Origin of the sequence: Cupriavidus sp. WGlv3 (genome assembly GCF_023952475.1) — a bacterium.
Taxonomy (GTDB): Bacteria; Pseudomonadota; Gammaproteobacteria; order Burkholderiales; family Burkholderiaceae; genus Cupriavidus; species Cupriavidus phytorum.
On sequence record NZ_JALHRX010000008.1, the window covers coordinates 45700 to 65391 of the forward strand.

General features: G+C 67.0%; 19 protein-coding genes and 1 pseudogene. 11 read left to right on the forward strand and 9 right to left on the reverse strand.

Annotated features, from left to right (window positions below):
- Positions 1-136: 136 nt before the first annotated feature.
- Together MKD38_RS31070 and MKD38_RS15175 are read left to right on the forward strand one after the other, a co-directional pair.
- Positions 137-1403, forward strand: a pseudogene (locus MKD38_RS31070) (methyl-accepting chemotaxis protein).
- Positions 1404-1754: 351 nt separating this feature from the next.
- Entirely contained in the window at positions 1755-3992 is a 2238-nt protein-coding gene (locus MKD38_RS15175; protein WP_252677963.1) for an NADP-dependent isocitrate dehydrogenase, read from the forward strand.
- A 101-nt stretch (positions 3993-4093) separates the two neighbouring features.
- Here the strand turns inward: MKD38_RS15175 and MKD38_RS15180 are convergent, their stop codons facing one another.
- On the reverse strand, positions 4094-4312 hold the full coding sequence (locus tag MKD38_RS15180; protein WP_252677964.1) for a hypothetical protein: 219 nt from the start codon (positions 4310-4312) through the stop codon (positions 4094-4096).
- Positions 4313-4593: 281 nt separating this feature from the next.
- Between MKD38_RS15180 and MKD38_RS15185 the strand changes: the two genes are divergently transcribed.
- The 4 genes from MKD38_RS15185 (at position 4594) to MKD38_RS15200 (ending at position 6159) form a co-directional block, all read left to right on the forward strand.
- Positions 4594-4797: a cold-shock protein gene (locus tag MKD38_RS15185; protein WP_020202065.1), complete on the forward strand. Its 204-nt coding sequence runs from the start codon at positions 4594-4596 to the stop codon at positions 4795-4797.
- A 178-nt stretch (positions 4798-4975) separates the two neighbouring features.
- On the forward strand, positions 4976-5275 hold the full coding sequence (locus tag MKD38_RS15190) for a hypothetical protein (protein ID WP_115712909.1): 300 nt from the start codon (positions 4976-4978) through the stop codon (positions 5273-5275).
- 67 nt (positions 5276-5342) lie between these two features.
- Positions 5343-5669, forward strand: a complete 327-nt coding sequence (locus MKD38_RS15195; RefSeq protein WP_252677965.1) for a hypothetical protein — start codon at positions 5343-5345, stop codon at positions 5667-5669.
- A gap of 115 nt (positions 5670-5784) precedes the next feature.
- Positions 5785-6159, forward strand: a complete 375-nt coding sequence (locus tag MKD38_RS15200) for a hypothetical protein (RefSeq protein ID WP_018008445.1) — start codon at positions 5785-5787, stop codon at positions 6157-6159.
- 54 nt (positions 6160-6213) lie between these two features.
- On the opposite strand, the gene MKD38_RS15205 is transcribed toward MKD38_RS15200, so the two are convergent.
- The 4 genes from MKD38_RS15205 to MKD38_RS15220 form a co-directional block, all read right to left on the reverse strand.
- Positions 6214-6468, reverse strand: a complete 255-nt coding sequence (locus MKD38_RS15205) for a translation initiation factor 1 (RefSeq protein WP_252677967.1) — start codon at positions 6466-6468, stop codon at positions 6214-6216.
- A gap of 99 nt (positions 6469-6567) precedes the next feature.
- Complete coding sequence (infA, locus tag MKD38_RS15210) at positions 6568-6789, reverse strand: translation initiation factor IF-1 (RefSeq protein ID WP_008646230.1); 222 nt, start codon at positions 6787-6789, stop codon at positions 6568-6570.
- Positions 6790-6897: 108 nt separating this feature from the next.
- On the reverse strand, positions 6898-7131 hold the full coding sequence (locus tag MKD38_RS15215; RefSeq protein WP_252677969.1) for an isochorismatase: 234 nt from the start codon (positions 7129-7131) through the stop codon (positions 6898-6900).
- Positions 7132-7584: 453 nt separating this feature from the next.
- Positions 7585-8493 carry a LysR family transcriptional regulator gene (locus MKD38_RS15220; RefSeq protein ID WP_252677971.1) on the reverse strand — a complete coding sequence of 303 codons (909 nt, stop codon included), beginning with the start codon at positions 8491-8493 and terminating at the stop codon, positions 7585-7587.
- Between the two features lie 148 nt (positions 8494-8641).
- On the opposite strand from MKD38_RS15220, the gene MKD38_RS15225 reads away from it, so the two are divergent.
- Together MKD38_RS15225 and ycaC are read left to right on the forward strand one after the other, a co-directional pair.
- Positions 8642-9319: an isochorismatase family protein gene (locus tag MKD38_RS15225; RefSeq protein WP_252677973.1), complete on the forward strand. Its 678-nt coding sequence runs from the start codon at positions 8642-8644 to the stop codon at positions 9317-9319.
- 86 nt (positions 9320-9405) lie between these two features.
- Positions 9406-10032 (forward strand): isochorismate family cysteine hydrolase YcaC, encoded by a 627-nt coding sequence (gene ycaC / locus MKD38_RS15230; RefSeq protein ID WP_252677976.1) that lies wholly within the window; start codon positions 9406-9408, stop codon positions 10030-10032.
- 103 nt (positions 10033-10135) lie between these two features.
- Here ycaC and MKD38_RS15235 read toward each other — a convergent pair whose 3' ends face one another.
- The 4 genes from MKD38_RS15235 to MKD38_RS15250 form a co-directional block, all read right to left on the reverse strand.
- Positions 10136-11494, reverse strand: a complete 1359-nt coding sequence (locus MKD38_RS15235) for an MFS transporter (RefSeq protein ID WP_252677978.1) — start codon at positions 11492-11494, stop codon at positions 10136-10138.
- Positions 11495-11540: 46 nt separating this feature from the next.
- Positions 11541-13145 carry a benzoate-CoA ligase family protein gene (locus MKD38_RS15240; RefSeq protein ID WP_252677980.1) on the reverse strand — a complete coding sequence of 535 codons (1605 nt, stop codon included), beginning with the start codon at positions 13143-13145 and terminating at the stop codon, positions 11541-11543.
- Positions 13146-13242: 97 nt separating this feature from the next.
- Complete coding sequence (locus MKD38_RS15245; RefSeq protein WP_252677982.1) at positions 13243-14790, reverse strand: 3,4-dehydroadipyl-CoA semialdehyde dehydrogenase; 1548 nt, start codon at positions 14788-14790, stop codon at positions 13243-13245.
- 8 nt (positions 14791-14798) lie between these two features.
- Entirely contained in the window at positions 14799-15263 is a 465-nt protein-coding gene (locus tag MKD38_RS15250) for a DUF4863 family protein (protein ID WP_252677984.1), read from the reverse strand.
- Positions 15264-15353: 90 nt separating this feature from the next.
- Here MKD38_RS15250 and MKD38_RS15255 point away from each other — a divergent pair, with 90 nt between their 5' ends.
- The 3 genes from MKD38_RS15255 (at position 15354) to boxB (ending at position 19610) form a co-directional block, all read left to right on the forward strand.
- A complete protein-coding gene (locus MKD38_RS15255; RefSeq protein WP_252677986.1) occupies positions 15354-16316 on the forward strand; it encodes a helix-turn-helix transcriptional regulator in 963 nt (320 codons plus the stop codon).
- Positions 16317-16476: 160 nt separating this feature from the next.
- Complete coding sequence (boxC, locus tag MKD38_RS15260) at positions 16477-18135, forward strand: 2,3-epoxybenzoyl-CoA dihydrolase (RefSeq protein ID WP_252677987.1); 1659 nt, start codon at positions 16477-16479, stop codon at positions 18133-18135.
- A gap of 47 nt (positions 18136-18182) precedes the next feature.
- Positions 18183-19610, forward strand: a complete 1428-nt coding sequence (boxB, locus tag MKD38_RS15265) for a benzoyl-CoA 2,3-epoxidase subunit BoxB (RefSeq protein WP_252677988.1) — start codon at positions 18183-18185, stop codon at positions 19608-19610.
- Positions 19611-19692 lie beyond the last annotated feature (82 nt).

The following is a 19692-nucleotide window of genomic DNA, read 5'->3' on the forward strand; positions in this document are numbered from 1 at the left end:
CCGTTGGCATCCATAGCCCGCCTGTGCGTCGGCCCCACCCGGCCCACCTGCGGACGATGAGAGCGAAGAGCGTTGCGCCGAGCCGTTTCACGCGCGGCAGCACTTCGCCATGACCAATGCTAATCAGGTAGAAGAAATGAAGAATCTAGGTATCGGGGTTCGCCTCGGCATCGGTTTTGGGGTGGTATTGCTGCTTGCGGCGCTGATGACGGGCTTGGGCATGCTGCGACTGCAGCAGGTGGCCGAGCGCACGCACGCAATGATGCAGCAGCCGCTGACCAAGGAGCGGCTGGTCAGCGACTGGTACCGCCTCATGCATACCAGCGTGCGCCGTACCACCGCGGTGGCGCGCAGCGCCGACCCGTCGCTGGGCCAGTTCTTTGCCGCCGAGACCAAGGCTTCGATCGAAGGCATTGCGCAGCTGCGCGACAAGCTGCAGCCGATGCTCGGCTCCGAGCAGGAAAAGGCCGCGTTCCAGAAGATCCTGAGCGTGCGCGACCCCTACAACAACGGCCGCGACAAGATCACCAAACTCAAGCAGGAAGGCCTGACCGAGGAAGCCAACCAGGTGCTGGAGCAGGAATTCGTACCCGCCGGCGACGCCTACCTGGCCGAGATCCAGAAGCTGCTCGACATCCAGCGCGCCAGCATCGACGCCACCGCGCGCGAGATCAACGCCATCTATGTCAATGCGCGCAACAGCCTGATCGGGCTGGGCGTGGTGGTGCTGGGGATCGGCATCGCGTTCGCGTTCTGGCTGACCCGCGGCATCACGACTGACCAGCATCGTGCGCCAGAACGCCGACAACGCGCGCCAGGCCAGCACGCTCGCGGTCAACGCCTCGGATATCGCCGCCAAGGGCGGTGAAGTCGCGGGCAAGGTGGCCGAAACCATGGAAGAGATCAACGGCGCGTCGAAGAAGGTGGTCGACATCATCGCCGTGATCGAGGGCATTGCGTTCCAGACCAATATCCTGGCGCTCAATGCCGCGGTGGAAGCCGCGCGCGCCGGCGAGCAGGGCCGGGGCTTTGCCGTGGTGGCCGGCGAAGTGCGCACGCTGGCGCAACGCAGCGCGACCGCGGCCAAGGAGATCAAGGCGCTGATCGGCGATTCGGTCGATCGCGTCGAAAAGGGCTCGATGCTGGTGACACAGTCGGGCCAGACCATGGAAGAGATCGTCGCCGCGGTCAGGCGCGTGACCGACATCATGGGCGAGATCAGCGCCGCGTCGGCCGAGCAGAGCTCGGGCATCGAGCAGGTGAATCAGGCCGTGACGCAGATGGATACGGTGACGCAGCAGAACGCGGCACTGGTGGAAGAGGCCGCGGCGGCGGCGGGTTCGCTGGAGGAACAGGCACAGCGGCTGAAGGAGGCGGTGGCGACGTTCAGGCTGGCGGCCTGACGGGCCAGCCGCCGGTTTTTCCCTCTCCCCGGGAGGGAGAGGGCTAGTGCCCCCGCCCGTGCGGAAGTGATCCGTGGGTGGCACTTGCCGGCCAGTCGGCGGGCGCTTGCCCGTCCCTAAATAATTAGAGCCGCCGCCTGGTCGGCACCGTTCAGGTGCAACGAACGCCATCCGGCGCCGCAAGCCGGGTGCCAACCCAAATTTCTGCCCGATTGCCGCCCCGGATGCGGTGGTTTTTCAGATTCCTGAAAGCAAACTGAGGCAAAATTCTACTTTTCGCCTAGTTTGTTGCCCTGACCGTGACCCGGCAGGCAGAAGTCCCACCCACCGATAGAGGATCTGAGAGAAGCAATGAGTACCCAGCAACCCACCATCATCTACACGCTGACCGACGAAGCCCCGCTGCTGGCGACCAGTGCGTTCCTCCCGATCATCCAGACCTTCACCAAGCCGGCCGGCATCAACGTGACCACCAGCGATATCTCGGTGGCGGGCCGGATCCTGGGCGAGTTTGCCGAATTCCTGACCGAAGCGCAGCGCGTGCCGGACAACCTGGCCGAGCTGGGCAAGCTGACGCAGCTGCCGGACACCAACATCATCAAGCTGCCCAACATCTCGGCCTCGGTGCACCAGCTGGTCAGCGCCATCCGCGAACTGCAGGGCAAGGGCTACAAGGTGCCCGACTATCCGGAAGATCCCAAGACCGACGAGGAAAAGGCGATCCAGAAGCGCTATTCCAAGTGCCTGGGCTCGGCCGTGAACCCGGTCCTGCGCGAAGGCAACTCCGACCGCCGCGCCCCGGCCGCGGTCAAGAACTACGCGCGCAAGCACCCGCACAGCATGGGCGAGTGGAGCATGGCCTCGCGCACCCACGTGGCCCACATGAAGCACGGCGACTTCTACCACGGCGAGAAGTCGATGACGCTGGACAAGGCCCGCGACGTCAAGATGGAGCTGATCACCAGGAGCGGCAAGACCATCGTGCTCAAGCCCAAGGTATCGCTGCAGGACGGCGAGATCATCGACAGCATGTTCATGAGCAAGAAGGCCCTGTGCGCCTTCTATGAAGAGCAGTTCGAAGACGCCCGCGCCACCGGCGTGATGCTGTCGCTGCACGTCAAGGCGACCATGATGAAGGTGTCGCATCCGATCGTGTTCGGCCACGCCGTCAAGATCTTCTACAAGGAAGCCTTCGCCAAGCACGGCGCGCTGTTCGACGAACTGGGCGTCAACGTCAACAACGGCCTGGTCAACCTGTACGAGAAGATCGAGTCGCTGCCCAGCTCCAAGCGCGAAGAGATCATCCGCGACCTGCATGCCTGCCATGAGCATCGCCCGGAACTGGCGATGGTGGATTCGGCCAAGGGCATCTCGAACCTGCACGCACCCAACGACGTGATCGTCGATGCCTCGATGCCGGCCATGATCCGCATCGGCGGCAAGATGTGGGGTGCCGACGGCCGTCCGAAGGACACCAAGGCGGTGATCCCGGAAAGCACCTTCGCCCGGATCTACCAGGAGATCATCAACTTCTGCAAGACCAACGGCAACTTCGACCCGACCACCATGGGCACCGTGCCCAACGTCGGCCTGATGGCGCAGAAGGCGGAAGAGTACGGTTCGCACGACAAGACCTTCGAGATCGCCGAAGACGGCGTCGCCAACATTGTCGACCTGGCCACCGGTGAAGTGCTGCTGACGCAGAACGTCGAGCAGGGCGACATCTGGCGCATGTGCCAGGTCAAGGACGCGCCGATCCGCGACTGGGTCAAGCTGGCCGTCACGCGCGCGCGCAACTCGGGCATGCCGGCCGTGTTCTGGCTGGACCCGTACCGTCCGCACGAGGCCGAACTGATCAAGAAGGTCGAGACCTACCTGAAGGACTACGACACCAGCGGCCTGGACATCCAGATCATGTCGCAGGTGCGCGCCATGCGCTACACGCTGGAGCGCGTGATCCGCGGCCTCGACACCATCTCGGTGACCGGCAACATCCTGCGCGACTACCTGACCGACCTGTTCCCGATCATGGAACTGGGCACCAGCGCCAAGATGCTGTCGATCGTGCCGCTGATGGCCGGCGGCGGCATGTATGAAACCGGCGCCGGCGGCTCGGCTCCGAAGCACGTCAAGCAACTGGTGGAAGAGAACCACCTGCGCTGGGATTCGCTGGGCGAGTTCCTCGCGCTGGCGGTGTCGCTGGAAGACGTCGGCATCAAGACCGGCAATGCGAAGGCCAAGATCCTGGCCAGGACGCTGGATGCCGCCACCGGCAAGCTGCTCGACAACAACAAGAGCCCGTCGCCCAAGACCGGCCAGCTCGACAACCGCGGCAGCCAGTTCTACCTGGCGATGTACTGGGCCCAGGAATTGGCCGCGCAGTCGGACGACGCGGAACTGGCGGCCAGGTTCGCGCCGCTGGCCAGGACGCTGACCGACAACGAGCAGAAGATCGTCGGCGAACTCGCCGCGGTGCAGGGCCAGCCGGTGGACATCGGCGGCTACTACCAGCCGGACGCCGCCAAGCTCAGCGCCGCGATGCGCCCGAGCCAGACGCTGAACGCCGCGCTGGCCTCGGTCACGGCCTGATGGAAGCCGGCCCGCATGACGGGCCGGAGCAGGCTCGAAACCCTGGGGACGAGGTCTCCGGGGTTTTTTCTTTTCAGGGCCGGTCTAAGTGTCCGGTTGTTCTATGTGTCCGGTTGTATTTCCCAGCCTTGTTCGGTGCCTTTTTTCTGGTCCCGGTAAGTCCAGCGCGCGCCGCAGTCCTGGCACACAAAGGTGCTGATGGTCACCGCGGCCGACCCGGGCGGCTTGATGCGTTGGGTGTCGGTGATGCGCAGCGCGGCGTGCCCGGGGGCACCGCGGCGGTGGCGTTCGATGGCCTGGCAGGCAGGGCAGAGTGTCATTCGTTCTTTTCCATTCGATGCGGCACTGTAGCACGCACGGACAGCGCGGCCCGCAGCCAGCGCCTGCGACGCTTATTGCCGCAATTTCCTGCCGATCTGGCGAAGTGCATTGACCCGGGGCGGGGGCACCTGTATAAGGGTGAGTGCAGGTCTTTCAAGCAGCAATCTCGAAGTCCAGGTGCTTGCCCACACGGCGCCACTTATTCTCCAAGTTACTTCCTTGATCGTCATGCCTTGCCGGCGCTTTTGCCAGGCAAGAAATACTTTTTGAGGAATCCAACATGGAAACCGGTACCGTCAAGTGGTTCAACGATTCGAAGGGTTTTGGCTTCATCACGCCTGATGCAGGCGGCAACGACCTGTTCGCGCACTTCTCCGAAATCCAGGGCAGCGGTTTCAAGTCGCTGCAAGAAGGCCAGAAGGTGCGTTACGTCGCCGGCGTCGGCCAGAAGGGCCCGGCCGCGACCAAGATCGAGCCGATCTGAGCGCGCCGAACCGAGTTGAGCTGAGCGCCCCGGCGCCAGTTTGATAAGAAAAGCTCCGCCGTGGCGGAGCTTTTTCGTTTTGCCCGGCATGATGCCGGCCGATGGCGAAATAAAGCCACTGCGCGGCCCTCAACAGGCGTAGAGTGGGGGCAACACCACCATTCCGCCGGAGGCTGCCATGGATATCTATCCAGCTGCGACTTACAAGGGGTACGACCTCTATCCCCTGGTGTACAAGCACACCATCACGCGCGTGTGGCCCGAGCCGCGGCCCGACCGCTCGTTCGATGCGGCGGTGGTGATCTGTCTCGAGGGCGAGTCGCCGGAAGGCGCGCAGGCGCGCACGTTCCGCCTGGATGCCACGCCGTGGGACAACGTCGGCGGCGCCCGCCGTGGTGCGCTGCGCTATGCCGAAGCCATCATCAACGGCGCAGTGCCCGGGGTGTCGGTGACCTCGTCCGGATTGCCGGCGTCCTGAACTAACCCCGGCGCCGTTCCTGCATTTCTCTTCCCATCGACGCGGCATCATGCCGCATGGAGCCGTCGTGAGCGACAGCAGTCCCAGCCGCAGTCCCGGCAACAATGTTCCCGGCAGCACGCCCTTTGCCAGCTACAAGGGTTTTGACCTGTACCCGCTGGTCTACCGCAACCGGCCCGAGCAGGCCTGGCCGCGCACCCGGCCCGACAACAGTTTCCAGGCTTCGATCGTGATCTGCCGCGAAGGCTATCGCCCGGGCGAGGACCATGCACGCGTGTTCCCGCTGGGCCAGTCGCGCTGGGAGAACATCGGCTCGGCGCGCCGCGGCGCGCTGCAGTTCGGCGAAGACATCATCAACGGGCTGGTTGCCGGCGAATCCGTGGCGTCGCTGTAGGGCGTCGCTGTAGGGTCGCTATAGGGCGCCGGTGTTTGCAGCGTGCCGGTCGATCCGGCCCGTTGCGCAACCGGAGGCGCGCGGCGCCATCCGTCAGACTGCAAGGAGTCCGTTCATGGACATACGTACGGGATCATCCGGTTTTCTGTGCACGTTGCCCGGCGAGGGCAAAGGCACCACCTATCACGTGGCCATCTGCTTTATCGATGCCGAGCGTCCCACCGGCGTGCTGTTCACCAGCTTCGTCGGCGTGGGGAGGCGTTCGTTCGGCGTGCTGACCGACCCGGCCGCATTGCGCGGCCAGCTTGCCACCAATGGCGAGGCGCTGTGCCGCCTGGCCATCGGCCAGGTGGTGCGCGACCAGCTGCACGACAAGGCGCGCGAGGGCGACTATGTGCTGGACCTGGCCGCCGCCCCGTGGGACGGCGAGTTGCGCACGGTCGGCGCCGGGCTCAGGACGGCCCGGCCGCATGTGCGCGTGCTTGGCTGACGTGTCAGCGCGCCAGCGGCAACGGTAGGCGGCTGCGCGGAACGCCGCGTGGCGTCAGATCCGGAACACGGGATCCCCGTGGCGCTCCAGCAGCGCTTCGATCAGCGCCATGTCCGTGATCTCCGGAGTACGGTTTTCCACCGCGCGTGACGGACCGCAATAGGTGGCCGTCACGTGGCGCCTGACGGTCAGCACGCCCGCCGCGGGCGGTGCGATTTCCACGGCTTGCCAGGGCGCGTGCCGGTAGCTGCCCGGCTGCCAGCCTTCTGGCGTCAAGTGCAGGGCTTCCCATTCTTCGATGACGGACATGATCGATTCTCCTGGATTGAGGGATAGAGCGTTGCGGGACGGCACGCGCCGGCGCGGCGCATGCCATGGCGAAGTGGTGCCGGCCAGGACTTGTGCCGGCTAGGACTTGTGCCGGTAATTGATGCGGCCCTTGGTCAGGTCATAGGGCGACATCTCCAGCGTGACACGGTCGCCCGCCAGCACGCGGATACGGTTCTTCTTCAGCCGCCCGGACGAATACGCCCAGACTTCGAAGCCGTTTTCCAGGATCACGCGAAAGCGGTTGTCGGGCAGCACTTCCGACACCTTGCCGCCAAATTCGACCAGTTCTTCTTTTGCCAAGGGAGCTCCTTGCTGTAGCCGCGCGGCTTGTGCGCGTGCCGTGGTGGCGGCCAGCCGGATAGCGGCGGGCCGATGGGATGGGACTGACGAGGCGGCTTGCGGCGCGGCCTATTGCCGGCGCAGGCGCGCCGCGGCATGTTCGCCGGCGCGGCGCGCTGCCTGCCTGGCGCGGGCTTCGGAGCGGTGGGTGTCATGGCGCATGGCCACGTTGGCCACGATGTGTTCGGCGCCGTTGCGGTATTCCGCAATCATGTAGGTCGCGAACCAGAGGCCGGGTTCCTGCTCGATCGGATAGACGGAAACGGTATAAGGGCTGTGCTGGATGGAGTTGACTCGATTCAATGTGTTACCTGTTCTAGGGCGCAGCCGTCGGCAGCGCGGGCATCGGCATGCCGATGCGGCACGTGGCGCGGTGGCGGCCGTCAGCCGTTGCGATGTGCCAGCATCGGGCCCGCGCGGCAGCACGGGCGTTGCATCTGGCGTGAAGTGGACCATGCCTGCGCAAGCCGAAGCGCCGGCGTACCGGGGGCAGGGTACGGGCGCTCGTCGCGGAGCGGACCAGCCGCTGGTCGGAAAAGGGTGATGGGCTGTCGGCCCGAGGACGCAACGGGTGTCGGCCCGGGTTTGCGCCTGATATGCCGCTACTGAAGTGCTTACAGCAGAGAGGTCTGCGGCAGATGCACAGAAGGCGGGCGTTGCCGATCCGGTCTGTACATGGGAACGTGGATAATACCACTTTCGGGCCAAGGCCGCCCGCGTGACGGCCACTGCCCGTAGCGGGGGCGCGCCGCCGCCTCAGGATTCATTGATCTGCGCGAAGCGCTGCGACAGGAAATCGATCAGCTCGCGCACCGACGGCAGCAGCCCGCGCCGCGACGGATACACGGCGTGGATCACCCCGCCCTTGACCGCCCATTCTGGCAGCACCTTGACCAGGCGGCCATCGCGCAGCTGGTCGGTCATCATCATCACCGGCAGTTGCACGACGCCCGCGCCGGCCATTGCCGCGGTGCGCAGCATGATCATGTCGTCGGTGACCAGCCGGGGCTTGTGATGCAGGTCGGCGCTGGCGCCGCCGGGCCCGTACAGCGACCAGGTGTGCGACGGGCGCGGCGGTCCCAGGTCCAGCGTGGGCAGGGCGTTCAGGTCCGCCGGCGCCAGCAGCGGTCCGTGCCTGGCCAGCAGCGCCGGGCTGGCGACAAAGCACCAGGCGCGCTGCGCCAGCACCCGCATCACCAGGTCGCTGTCTTCCAGCGGCGGCACGCGCACGCGCACGGCCAGGTCGATGCCCTCGGCCACCACGTCGACGCGCCGGTTGGTGGCCTCCAGGTGCACGATCACCTTGGGATTGGCCGCCATGAAGTCGGCCACCATCTCGCCCACGTGCGCATGCAGCAGGGCCACCGGGCAGGTCATGCGCACCAGCCCGCTGGGCTCGGCGCGGCTTTGCTCGATCGCGCTCTGCGCGGCCTCGGCCTCGACCAGCATGGCCTTGCAGTGGGCGTAATAGGTCTGTCCCAGTTCGGTTACCGAGAAGCGCCGCGTCGAGCGCTGGATCAGGCGCACGCCCAGGCGCTCTTCCAGCAGCGCCACGCGCCGGCTGAGCTTGGACTTGGGAATGCCCAGCACGCGGCCGGCCGGGGCAAAGCCCTGGTGGTCGACCACCTGCGCGAAGTAGTACAGGTCATTGAGGTCCGGATGCAACGGCGGCTCCTGTCGTCCTGCCAGTAGGACGCTGAGGGCAGATTTTCCGGTCTACCGGGCGGATTTGCCAAGTCCTATGCTTCCGCAACACGGTCGGTTCCGGATGGTCCGGTCCGCCGGTTTTGCCAACCGCATAGGAGAATGCCCAATGACCACACCCGCCAATTTCAACGGCAAGCGTCCGGCCATCGATCCCGCCGATACGGCAATGCTGCTGATCGACCACCAGAGTGGCCTGTTCCAGACCGTGGGCGACATGCCGATGCCAGAGCTGCGCCTGCGCGCCGCCGCACTGGCCAGGATGGCGACGCTGTGCAAGCTGCCGGTGATCACTACGGCGTCCGTGCCGCAGGGCCCCAACGGCCCGCTGATCCCGGAGATCCACGAGAACGCGCCGCATGCCAAATACGTCGCGCGCAAGGGCGAGATCAACGCCTGGGACAACCCCGACTTCGTCGACGCCGTGCGCGAGACCGGCAAGAAGACCCTGATCATTGCCGGCACCATCACCAGCGTGTGCATGGCGTTCCCGTCGATCAGCGCGGTCGCCGACGGCTACAAGGTGTTCGCGGTGGTCGACGCTTCCGGCACCTATTCCAAGATGGCGCAGGAGATCACGCTGGCGCGCATCGTCCAGGCCGGCGTGGTGCCGATGGACACCGCCGCGGTGGCGTCGGAGCTGCAGCAGAGCTGGAACCGCCCGGACGCGCAGCAATGGGCCGAGGTCTATACCAAGATCTTCCCGGCCTACCAGCTGCTGATCGAAAGCTACATGAAGGCGCAGGAAGTCGAGAAGAAGCACGAGGTACTGGACTCCCAGCGTTAACGTCCTAACCTGTAGGCACTGCCTCTCAACGCGGGCGCTGCAAGGGATCCCTTGCAGCGCCCGCAATTTCTCCACAGGAGCGTGCCATGAGTAAGCCCTACAAGCGCCTGGACAAGACCCAGGCCGCCGTGCTGATGGTCGACCACCAGGCCGGCCTGCTGTCGCTGGTGCGGGACATCGAGCCCGACAAGTTCAAGAACAACGTGCTGGCGCTGGCCGACCTGGCCAAGTACTTCAAGCTGCCGACGGTGCTGACCACCAGCTTCGAGGACGGCCCCAACGGGCCGCTGGTGCCCGAGCTGAAGGCCATGTTCCCGGATGCGCCGTTCATCCCGCGCCCGGGCCAGATCAATGCCTGGGACAACGAGGATTTCGTCGCGGCCGTGCGCGCCACCGGCAAGAAGCAGTTGCTGATCGCCGGCGTAGTCACGGAAGTATGCGTGGCGTTCCCGGCGCTGGCGGCGATCGAAGAGGGCTTTGAAGTGTTCGTCGTGACCGATGCCTCGGGCACCTTCAATGAAATCACGCGTGATTCAGCGTGGCGGCGGATGTCCGAGGCCGGCGCGCAGCTGATGACGTGGTTCGGCGTGGCCTGCGAGCTGCACCGCGACTGGCGCAACGACATCGAAGGCCTGGGCACGCTGTTCTCGAACCACATCCCGGACTACCGCAACCTGATCACGGCCTATACGACGGTGAAGGGCGGGAAGTAAAAACACCCTTCGCCAAGCTGGCGGTTTGCTCCCCTCTCTCGCTTGCGGGAGAGGGGCTGGGGGAGAGGGCAGGCCGTGGCGATGTCGACGCGCCTGCTCAGGCTCAAGCCTGCTTCACCGCGGCTGCCACTGCCGCGTGCTCGACCTCCGCCTGCGCCGAGGCCGACCTCCGGTGGTTGATCATCGATACGGCACCCGCCGCGATTACCGCCGGGATCGCCATCGCCATGAAGTTCTGCTGCAGCGGCAGCGACATCCCGACCAGCACGCCAATCACGATCGGGGCCAGGATGGCGCCACTGCGGCCCACGCCCGAGGCCCAGCCGATGCCGGTGCCGCGCACCGCCATCGGGTAGAACTGGCCCGCGTAGGCATAGGTGACGATCTGCGTGCCGATGGTGGACGCGCCCGCCAGGCCCACCACCACGAACAGCGCGGCGCTCGGCATCGGATAGCCCAGCAGCGTGATCGACACCGCCGCCAGCGCATACATGCCGATCAGCACGTGCTTGATCGGCAGCCGGTCGGCCAGCCAGCCGCCGCCGATGGCGCCCAGCATCGCGCCGAAGTTCAGCACCAGCACGAAGGTCAGCGCCGAGCCCAGGCTGTAGCCCGCGCCCGCCATCAGCTTGGCCAGCCACGAGCTGAGCGCGTACACCATGAACAGGCACATGAAGAACGCGACCCAGAACATCACCGTGCTGACGCCGCGGCCGTCCTGGAACAGGCGGCGGATCGGCGTGCTGCCGGCCTTGTCGTCCGCAGCCAGCGTAAAGACGTCGCCGACTTGCGCGCGATGCGACGGCACCAGGCGCGATACCACGGATTGCAGCGCGGCGGTCTGGCCGGTGCGGATCAGGTAGGGCATCGACTCCGGCAGCGCGCGCAGCACCAGCGGGATCAGCAGCACCGGCAGGCCGGCGGCGAGGAACACCGACTGCCAGCCGTAGCTTTCGATCAGCCCCTTGCCCAGCAGCGCGGCCAGCATGCCGCCGACCGAATAGCCGCTGAACATCAGCGTCACCAGCGTGCCGCGCAGCTTGCGCGGCGAATATTCCGTCATCTGCGCCACCACGTTGGGCATGACCCCGCCGATGCCCAGCCCCGCCAGGAAGCGCGTGATGCTGAAGCTGACCGGATCGCTGGTCAGGCCCGCCGCCGCGGTGAACACGCTGAACAGCGCGATGCAGATGGCGATGGCGCGGCGGCGCCCGATGCGGTCGGCCACGGTGCCTAGAAAGATCGCGCCGAACATCATGCCGAACAGCGCCGAGCTGACCATGAAGCCCGCGCTGGTGGCGCTCACGCCCATCTCCTTCATGATCGACGGCAGCGCGATGCCGGCCACGGCCAGGTCATAGCCGTCGAAGATGATGATGAGCGCGCACCAGAACAGGATCAGCGCATGGAAGCGGTTGAAGCGGGCCGTGTCGGCCAGCTGGTGGACATCGATCTGACGCATGGTTTGTCTCCGGATGGTTAGGTGGCGGCAGGGGCGGCGTTGCCGCTCACGCCACCGCGGCGGCACGCTCTGCGGCGGCCTGCAGTTCTCGTTCGCGCAGCATGAAGCGCTGGATCTTGCCGGTGGCGGTCTTGGGCAGCGCCTCGACAAAGGCGATCGTGCGCGGATACTTCCAGGCCGCCAGGCGCTCCTTGACGAAGGCCTTCAGTTCGTCCTCGCCCAGCTGCGCGCCGGCCTTCAGCACCACGAAGGCCTTGGTCTTGACCAGCCCGTCCTGGTCGGGCACGCCGATCACCGCGGCTTCGAGCACCGCGGGGTGTTGCACCAGCGTGGCCTCGACCTCGAACGGCGACACGTAGATGCCGCTGACCTTGAGCATGTCGTCGCTGCGGCCGGCGTAGCTGTAGCTGCCGTCGGCGTTGCGCACGTACTTGTCGCCGCTCTTGGTCCAGCCGCCGCGGAAGGTCTCGCGCGACTTCTCGCGGTTGGCCCAGTACATCATCGCGGCGCTGGGGCCCTGGATATACAGGTCGCCGATCTCGCCGTCGGGCACGGGGCGGCCGTCCTCGTCGCGCAACTCGATGGTGTAGCCCGGCACCGGCCAGCCGGTGGTGCCGTAGCGTACCTGGCCGGGACGGTTGGACAGGAAGATATGCAGCATCTCGGTGGAGCCGATGCCGTCGATGATCTCGCAGCCGAAATGCGCGGTGAAACGCTCCCCGAGGTCGGCCGGCAGCGCTTCGCCGGCCGACGAGCACAGCCGCAGCGCGACCTCGGCGCGGGCCGGCAGCGCCGGCGACGCGAGCAGGCCGGCATAGCCGGTCGGCGCGCCGAAGAACACCGTCGGCTGGTGCTGCAGCCAGCGGCGGAAGGTAGCATCGGGCGTGGGCCGCTCGGCCATCAGCACCACCGTGGCGCCGACGCTGAGCGGAAAGCTGAGCCCGTTGCCCAGCCCGTAGGCGAAATACAGCTTGGCCGCGGAGAAGCACACATCCTGCTCGGTGAGGCCGAGCACCGGCCCGGCATAGAGCGCCGCGGTCCAGTACGGGTTGCCGTGGCTGTGCACCACGCCCTTGGGCTGGCCGGTCGAGCCCGACGAGTAGAGCCAGAAGCCGGGATCGTCGCAACCCGTGGCGGCGGGCGCCGGCAGCGGAGCGTGCGCGGCCAGCGCCGATTCCAGCGCCGTCATGCCCTCGGGCAATGCTGCTTGCGCACGCGACACCAGCACCTGCCGCACCTCGTGCCCGGGCCGCGCCAGTGCTTCCTGCAAAACCGGCAGCAGCGCGGCCGATACCAGCACCGCCTGCGCGCGGCTGTGCTGCAGCATGTAGGCGTAGTCGTCGGCGGTCAGCAAGGTGTTGACGGCAACGGGGACGATGCCGGCGTACATCGCGCCGAGAAAGCACACCGGCCAGTCGGTGCAGTCGTGCATCAGCAGCAGCGCGCGCTCCTCGCGGCGGATGCCGGCGCCGAGCAGCGCCGCGGCCAGGCGCCGCACCTGCTGGTCGAGTTCGCCATAGGTGAGCGAACCGTCGTCGTCGACATAAGCCACCTTGGCGGCGCGCGCGAGATTGCAGTCGAGCAGGTGCGCGGCAAAGTTGAAGGGGGTGCCGGGTGGCCGGACCGGTGGCGCTGCGGGCGTGGCGTTCATGGGTTGTCTCCCCTGTTGCTGGTGTACGGTGTGCCGCGCGCCGCCATGCGGATGTGGCGGCGCGGGAAAGCGGTGGGCCGGATCGCTCAGGCCAAGGTCAGGCCAGGCTGCCGAGCACCGCGGTGCTGGCCTGGATGGCGCTGCGGCGGTGATAGAAGTGCAGGGCGCGCAGGCCGCCCAGCTCTTCGCCGCCGCCGGCGCGGCCCGGGCCGCCGTGCAGCGATTGCGGCATGACGTTGCCGTGGCCGGTATGCAGCTGCGCCACGTCGGGCGAAATCACATGCACGCGGCCATGGCTGTCTGCCAGCTCCAGCGCGGCGGCGCCGAGCGCTGCCGCGTCGCTGCCATAGAGCGAGGCCACCAGCGAGCCCTGGCCACGGCGCACCAGGTCGAGGGCATGGGCCGTATCCCGGTAGGGCAGCAGCGTGGCGACCGGGCCGAACACTTCGGTGTCGTGCACCGCGGCGGCCGCGTCGGCATCGGTCACGCCCAGCAGCGTCGGGCCGATGCAGCAGGCCAGCGCCGGGTCGGCATCGACCAGCGGCTGGCGCGCGCCGTCATGCAGCACTTGCGCGTGCATGCGCAGCTCGGCCAGGCCCGCCTGCACCGCGTCGAACTGCGCGCGGCTGACCAGTGCGCCCATGCGTACCGAGTCGTGGCGCGGGTTGCCCACGGTCACCTTCGACAGCCGCGCGCCGATAGCCTCGGCGGCCTGGGCGTACAGCGTCTCGGGCACGAATATGCGCCGGATCGCGGTGCATTTCTGGCCGGACTTGACCGTCATCTCGCGCACGACTTCCTTCGCCAGCAGGTCGAAGGCGGCACTACCGGGGCCGTCCTGCGGCAGCAGCACGGCGGAATTGATGCTGTCCGCCTCGATGTTCACGCGCACCGAGCGACGGGCGATGGCCGGATGCGAGCGGATCAACGCCGCGGTGTCGGCCGAACCGGTGAACGACACCACGTCGAACGGCTGCAGCGCGTCCAGCAGCCCCGCGGCGCTGCCGCACACCACCGACAGCGCGCCCGCCGGCAGGACCCCGGCCTCGACCACATCGCGCACCATGCGCTGGGTCAGCCAGGCGGTCGCGGTGGCGGGTTTGACGATCACCGGCACGCCCGCCAGCAGCGCCGGCGCGGCCTTCTCCCACAGGCCCCAGGCCGGGAAGTTGAAGGCATTGATAAACAGCGCCACGCCGCGCGTGGGCACCAGCACATGCTGCGACTGGAACAGCGGATCCTTGCCCAGCCGCGCCGCTTCGCCGTCCGCCAGGAAATGCCGGTCGCCGAGCGTATCGCCCAGCCTGGCGTAAGTGCCCAGCGTGAAGATGCCGCCGTCGATGTCGACCGCGGAGTCGTTGCGCACGGTGCCGCTGTTGGCGGTGGCGATGTCGTAATAGGCGTCGCGATTGGCCTGCAGCACCTTGACCACCTCGCCCAGCAGCGCGGCGCGTTGCCGGTAGCTCAGCGCGCGCAGCGCGGCGCCGCCTTGCTCGCGGGCGAAGGCGAAGCCGGCCGCCAGGTCCAGGCCAGTGGCGTCTACGCGCGCCAGTTCGTTGCCGAGCACCGGGTCGAACAGCGCGGTGCCGGCACCGGTGCCAGGCTGCCAGGTGCCGCCGAGGTAATTGGAAAGAAGTTCGGTCATTGCGGATCTCAGCGCGTGAAGTCGATGCGGCCTTGCGGCAACAGGTACAGCACCAGCGCGCGGCCGCTGCTGACGGTGGGGCGATGGGCGCTGCCCGGCGGGCACACCAGCCAGCCGGCGGGGCGGCCGTCGAAGCGCGCGTCGCCGTCGAGCGGCATGATCAGGTCGATCTCGCCCTCGGGATGGGTGTGGTGCGGGCCGGCGATGTCGTTCATGTCGACCACGTCGACCGAAAAACCGTGCAGGTCGTCGGCGGGCTTGAAGACGCGGCCGTAGCGGATGCCGCCGCCTTCGCGTTCGCACAGCCAGCCCTCGGCGATGCCGGCCTGGCATGACGCCATCAGTTGCTGGTAGGTGGGGCTGCCGGCGCCGTGCTCGGCGTTGAGCCAGTCATCGAGCGCCGCGTCGAGCGGGCGGCCGGCCAGTTGCGCGGTGAGCCGCGCGATCTGGCTGCGGAATTCGGTTGGGGACATAGGGCAGGGGGCTCCGTCTGATGCGCCGGTTGCCTTCACCGACGTCATGCATTATTGTGCATGTATGAAAAATAGAGCCGCAGGGAAATCATGTCAAGCACTATATTGCATGAATCTGGGTTAACCCCGGATGCGGAACTGCAGCATGGTTCAAACGGCGCGGCCGCCAACGGGCCGGAAAAAAACCCGTTCCTGGTGTCCCTGGGCGAGCGCGTACGCGCGCAGCGGGCCTGCCGCGGCCTGACCCGCAAGGCCGCCGCGCAGGCGGCTGGCGTCTCCGAGCGTCATCTCGCCAACCTGGAATACGGCAGCGGCAACGCCTCCATCCTGGTGCTGCAGCATGTGGCCGAGGCGCTGCAGTGCTCGCTCGCCGGGCTGCTGGGCGACGTCACCACCTCGTCGCCGGAATGGATCCTGTTGCGCGAGCTGCTGGAGCACCGCGACGAAGCCACGCTGCGGCGCGCGCGCATTGCCGTGGGCGAGATGCTGGGTACCGGCGGCGAGAATTCGGCCCAGGCCGCGCGCAGCCCGCGCGTGGCGCTGATCGGCCTGCGCGGCGCCGGCAAGACCACGCTGGGCGGGATGCTGGCCGAGGACCTGGATTTCCCGTTCGTCGAGCTGAGCCGCGAGATCGAGAAATTCGCCGGCTGCAGCATTGCCGAGATCCAGGGGCTGTACGGCATGAATGCCTACCGCCGCTACGAGCGCCGGGCGGTGGAAGAGGCCATCCAGATCTACCCCGAAGCCGTGATCGCCACGCCCGGCGGCCTGGTGTCGGACCCGGCCACCTTCAACCTGCTGCTGGCCCATTGCACCACGGTGTGGCTGCAGGCCGAGCCGGAACACCATATGGAGCGGGTGCGGGCCCAGGGCGACTTCCGCCCGATGGCGGCCAGCAAGGAGGCCATGGAAGACCTGCGCCAGATCTTGGCCGGCCGCGCCGCCTTCTATTCCAAGGCGGAGTTCTCGCTGGACACCAGCGCGCAGCCGCTCGACGCCACCTTTGCCGGCCTGCGCGGGCTGGTGCGGGAGGCGTTGCGCATGCCGGTGTGACGGCGCTGCCTCAATACGCCGAGCTGGAGGGCATCCGCGGTCACGTCCTCTTAAATCTGCACAATAGTGCTTGCGGAAAATCTGACGGATGAACTATAGTGCGTTCAAGCCAGATACCCGTTGATGCACGATAGTGCAGTTTCGCAGAGGAGACCCCGCCGTGACCACCGCCCCCCGCGTCGACTACCAGACCGATCCCTCCCAATACAAGCACCTGAAGCTGGCCTTCGACGGTCCCGTCGCCACGCTGGCAGTGGATATCGACGAGAACGCCGGCCTGCGCCCTGGCTACAAGCTCAAGCTCAACAGCTACGACCTCGGCGTCGACATCGAGCTGAACGACGCGCTCAACCGCATCCGCTTCGAGCATCCGGAAGTGCGCACCGTGGTCCTCACCAGCGGCAAGGACAAGGTGTTCTGCTCCGGCGCCAATATCTTCATGCTCGGCGTCAGCAGCCATGCGTGGAAGGTCAATTTCTGCAAGTTCACCAACGAGACCCGCAACGGCATCGAGGATTCCTCGGCGCACAGCGGCCTGAAGTTCCTGGCCGCGGTCAACGGCGCCTGCGCCGGCGGCGGCTATGAACTCGCGCTGGCCTGCGACGAGATCCTGCTGGTGGACGACCGCTCTTCCGCGGTGAGCCTGCCGGAAGTGCCGCTGCTGGGCGTGCTGCCGGGCACCGGCGGCCTGACCCGCGTGACCGACAAGCGCCATGTGCGCCATGACCTCGCCGATATCTTCTGCACCACCACCGAAGGCGTGCGCGGCCAGCGCGCCAAGGACTGGCGCCTGGTCGACGATATCGCCAAGCCCGCGGTGTTTGCGCAGAAGGTGCGGGAACGCGCGCTGGCCTTGGCCGCTCAGAGCGACCGCCCGGCCGAGGCGCAAGGCGTGTCGCTCGCGCCGATCGAGCGCGTGATCGAAGCGGATGCGCTCCGCTATGCGCACGTCACGGTCGAAATCGACCGGGCGGGGCGCACCGCCACCTTCACGGTGAAGGCGCCGACGGGCGCGCAGCCGCAGAGCATCGACGACATCGTGCAGGCCGGCGCCGGCTGGTACCCGCTGCAACTGGCGCGCGAGCTGGAAGACGCGATCCTGTCGATGCGCACCAACGAGCTCGACATCGGCACCTGGCTGATCAAGACCAGCGGCGACGCCGCCGCGGTGCTGGCCAACGACGCCACCCTGCTGGCGCACCAGGATCACTGGCTGGTGCGCGAGACCATCGGCCTGCTGCGCCGCACGCTGAGCCGGCTGGACGTGTCGTCGCGCAGCCTGTTCGCGTTGATCGAGCCGGACTCGTGCTTTGCCGGCACCTTCCTGGAACTGGCGCTGGCGTGCGACCGCAGCTACCACCTGGCGCTGCCCGACGACGAGGCGCGCGCGCCGAAGATTACCGTGGCCGACGTCAACTTCGGCCTGTACCCGATGGCCACCGGCCAGAGCCGCCTGGGCCGCCGCTTCTACGACGAGCAGCCCGCGCTGGATGCGGTGCGCGCCCGCGCCGGCCAGCCGCTCGATGCCGACGCCGCCTATGCGCTGGGGCTGGTCACCGCCAACCCGGACGATATCGACTGGACCGACGAAGTCCGCATCGCGCTGGAAGAGCGCGTGGCGATGTCGCCCGACGCGCTCACCGGCATGGAAGCCAACCTGCGCTTCAACGGTCAGGAAAACATGTTCACGCGCATCTTCGGTCGCCTGACCGCGTGGCAGAACTGGATCTTCCAGCGCCCCAACGCGGTCGGCGACAAGGGCGCGCTCAAGGTCTACGGCAAGGGCGACAAGGCCGCCTTCGACTGGAACCGCGTCTGATCCGCACCGCACCCGAACGACAACCGAATCGTCCCGAAGGAGACACCATGTCCGGCATCAACTACAGCGACAAGATCCCCAACAACGTCAACCTCAGCGAAGACCGCACCTTGCAGCGCGCGCTCGAGCAATGGCAGCCCAACTACCTGAGCTGGTGGAACGACATGGGCCCGGAGGGTTCGCACCAGCACGATATCTACCTGCGCACCGCGATCAGCGTCGATCCGCAGGGCTGGGCCCACTTCGGCCACGTCAAGATGCCGGACTACCGCTGGGGCATCTTCCTGAACCCGGCCGAGGCCAACCGCAAGATCCACTTCGGCGACCACAAGGGCGAGGACGCGTGGCAGGACGTGCCGGGCGAGTACCGCGCCAACCTGCGCCGCATCATCGTGACGCAGGGCGACACCGAGCCGGCGTCGGTCGAGCAGCAGCGCCACCTTGGCCTGACCGCGCCCAGCATGTATGACCTGCGCAACCTGTTCCAGGTGAACGTGGAAGAGGGCCGCCACCTGTGGGCCATGGTCTACCTGCTGCACAAGTACTTCGGTCGCGACGGCCGCGAAGAAGGCGAGGCGCTGCTCGAGCGCCGCAGCGGCCAGCAGGACAACCCGCGCATCCTGCAGGCGTTCAACGAGCAGACGCCCGACTGGCTGTCGTTCTTCATGTTTACCTACTTCACCGACCGCGACGGCAAGTTCCAGCTGTGCGCGCTGGCCGAAAGCGCGTTCGACCCGCTGGCACGGACCACCAAGTTCATGCTGACCGAGGAAGCGCACCACATGTTCGTCGGCGAGAGCGGCGTATCGCGCGTGATCCAGCGCACCTGCCAGGTGATGAACGAACTGAAGACCGACGATCCTGCAAAGCTGCGCGCCGCCGGCGTGATCGACCTGCCGACGCTGCAGCGCTACCTGAATTTCCACTACAGCGTGACCATCGACCTGTTCGGTGCCGACGAGTCCAGCAACGCCGCCACCTTCTACAGCACCGGCCTGAAGGGCCGCTACGAAGAAGGCAAGCGCATGGACGACCACGTGCTGAAGGGCCAGACCTACCGCATTCTGCAGGCGCACAACGGTCAGCTGACCGAGAAGGAAGTGCCGATGCTCAACGCGCTCAACGAAGTGCTGCGCGACGACTACATCAAGGACAGCATGGGCGGCGTGGAGCGCTGGAACAAGGTGATCGAGAAGGCCGGCATCCCGTTCCGCCTGAAGGTGCCGCACAAAGCGTTCCACCGCAACATCGGCGCGCTCGCCGGGGTCAAGGTATCGCCCGACGGCCGCGTGGTCTCCGACGCGGAATGGCGCGATTTCCGCGACCAGTGGCTGCCCACCGACGGCGACCGCGCCTTCGTCGCCAGCCTGATGGGCCGCGTGGTCGAGCCCGGCAAGTTCGCCAACTGGATCGCGCCGCCGGTGATGGGTATCAACCGGCAGCCGGTGGATTTCGAGTACGTGCGGTTCAACTGAGGCGCGAGCGTCATCAACCGCTTCTGGTTTTCTCCCCTCTCCCTTGCGGGAGAGGGGAGCGATCGCGACGGGCCTTGGCGAG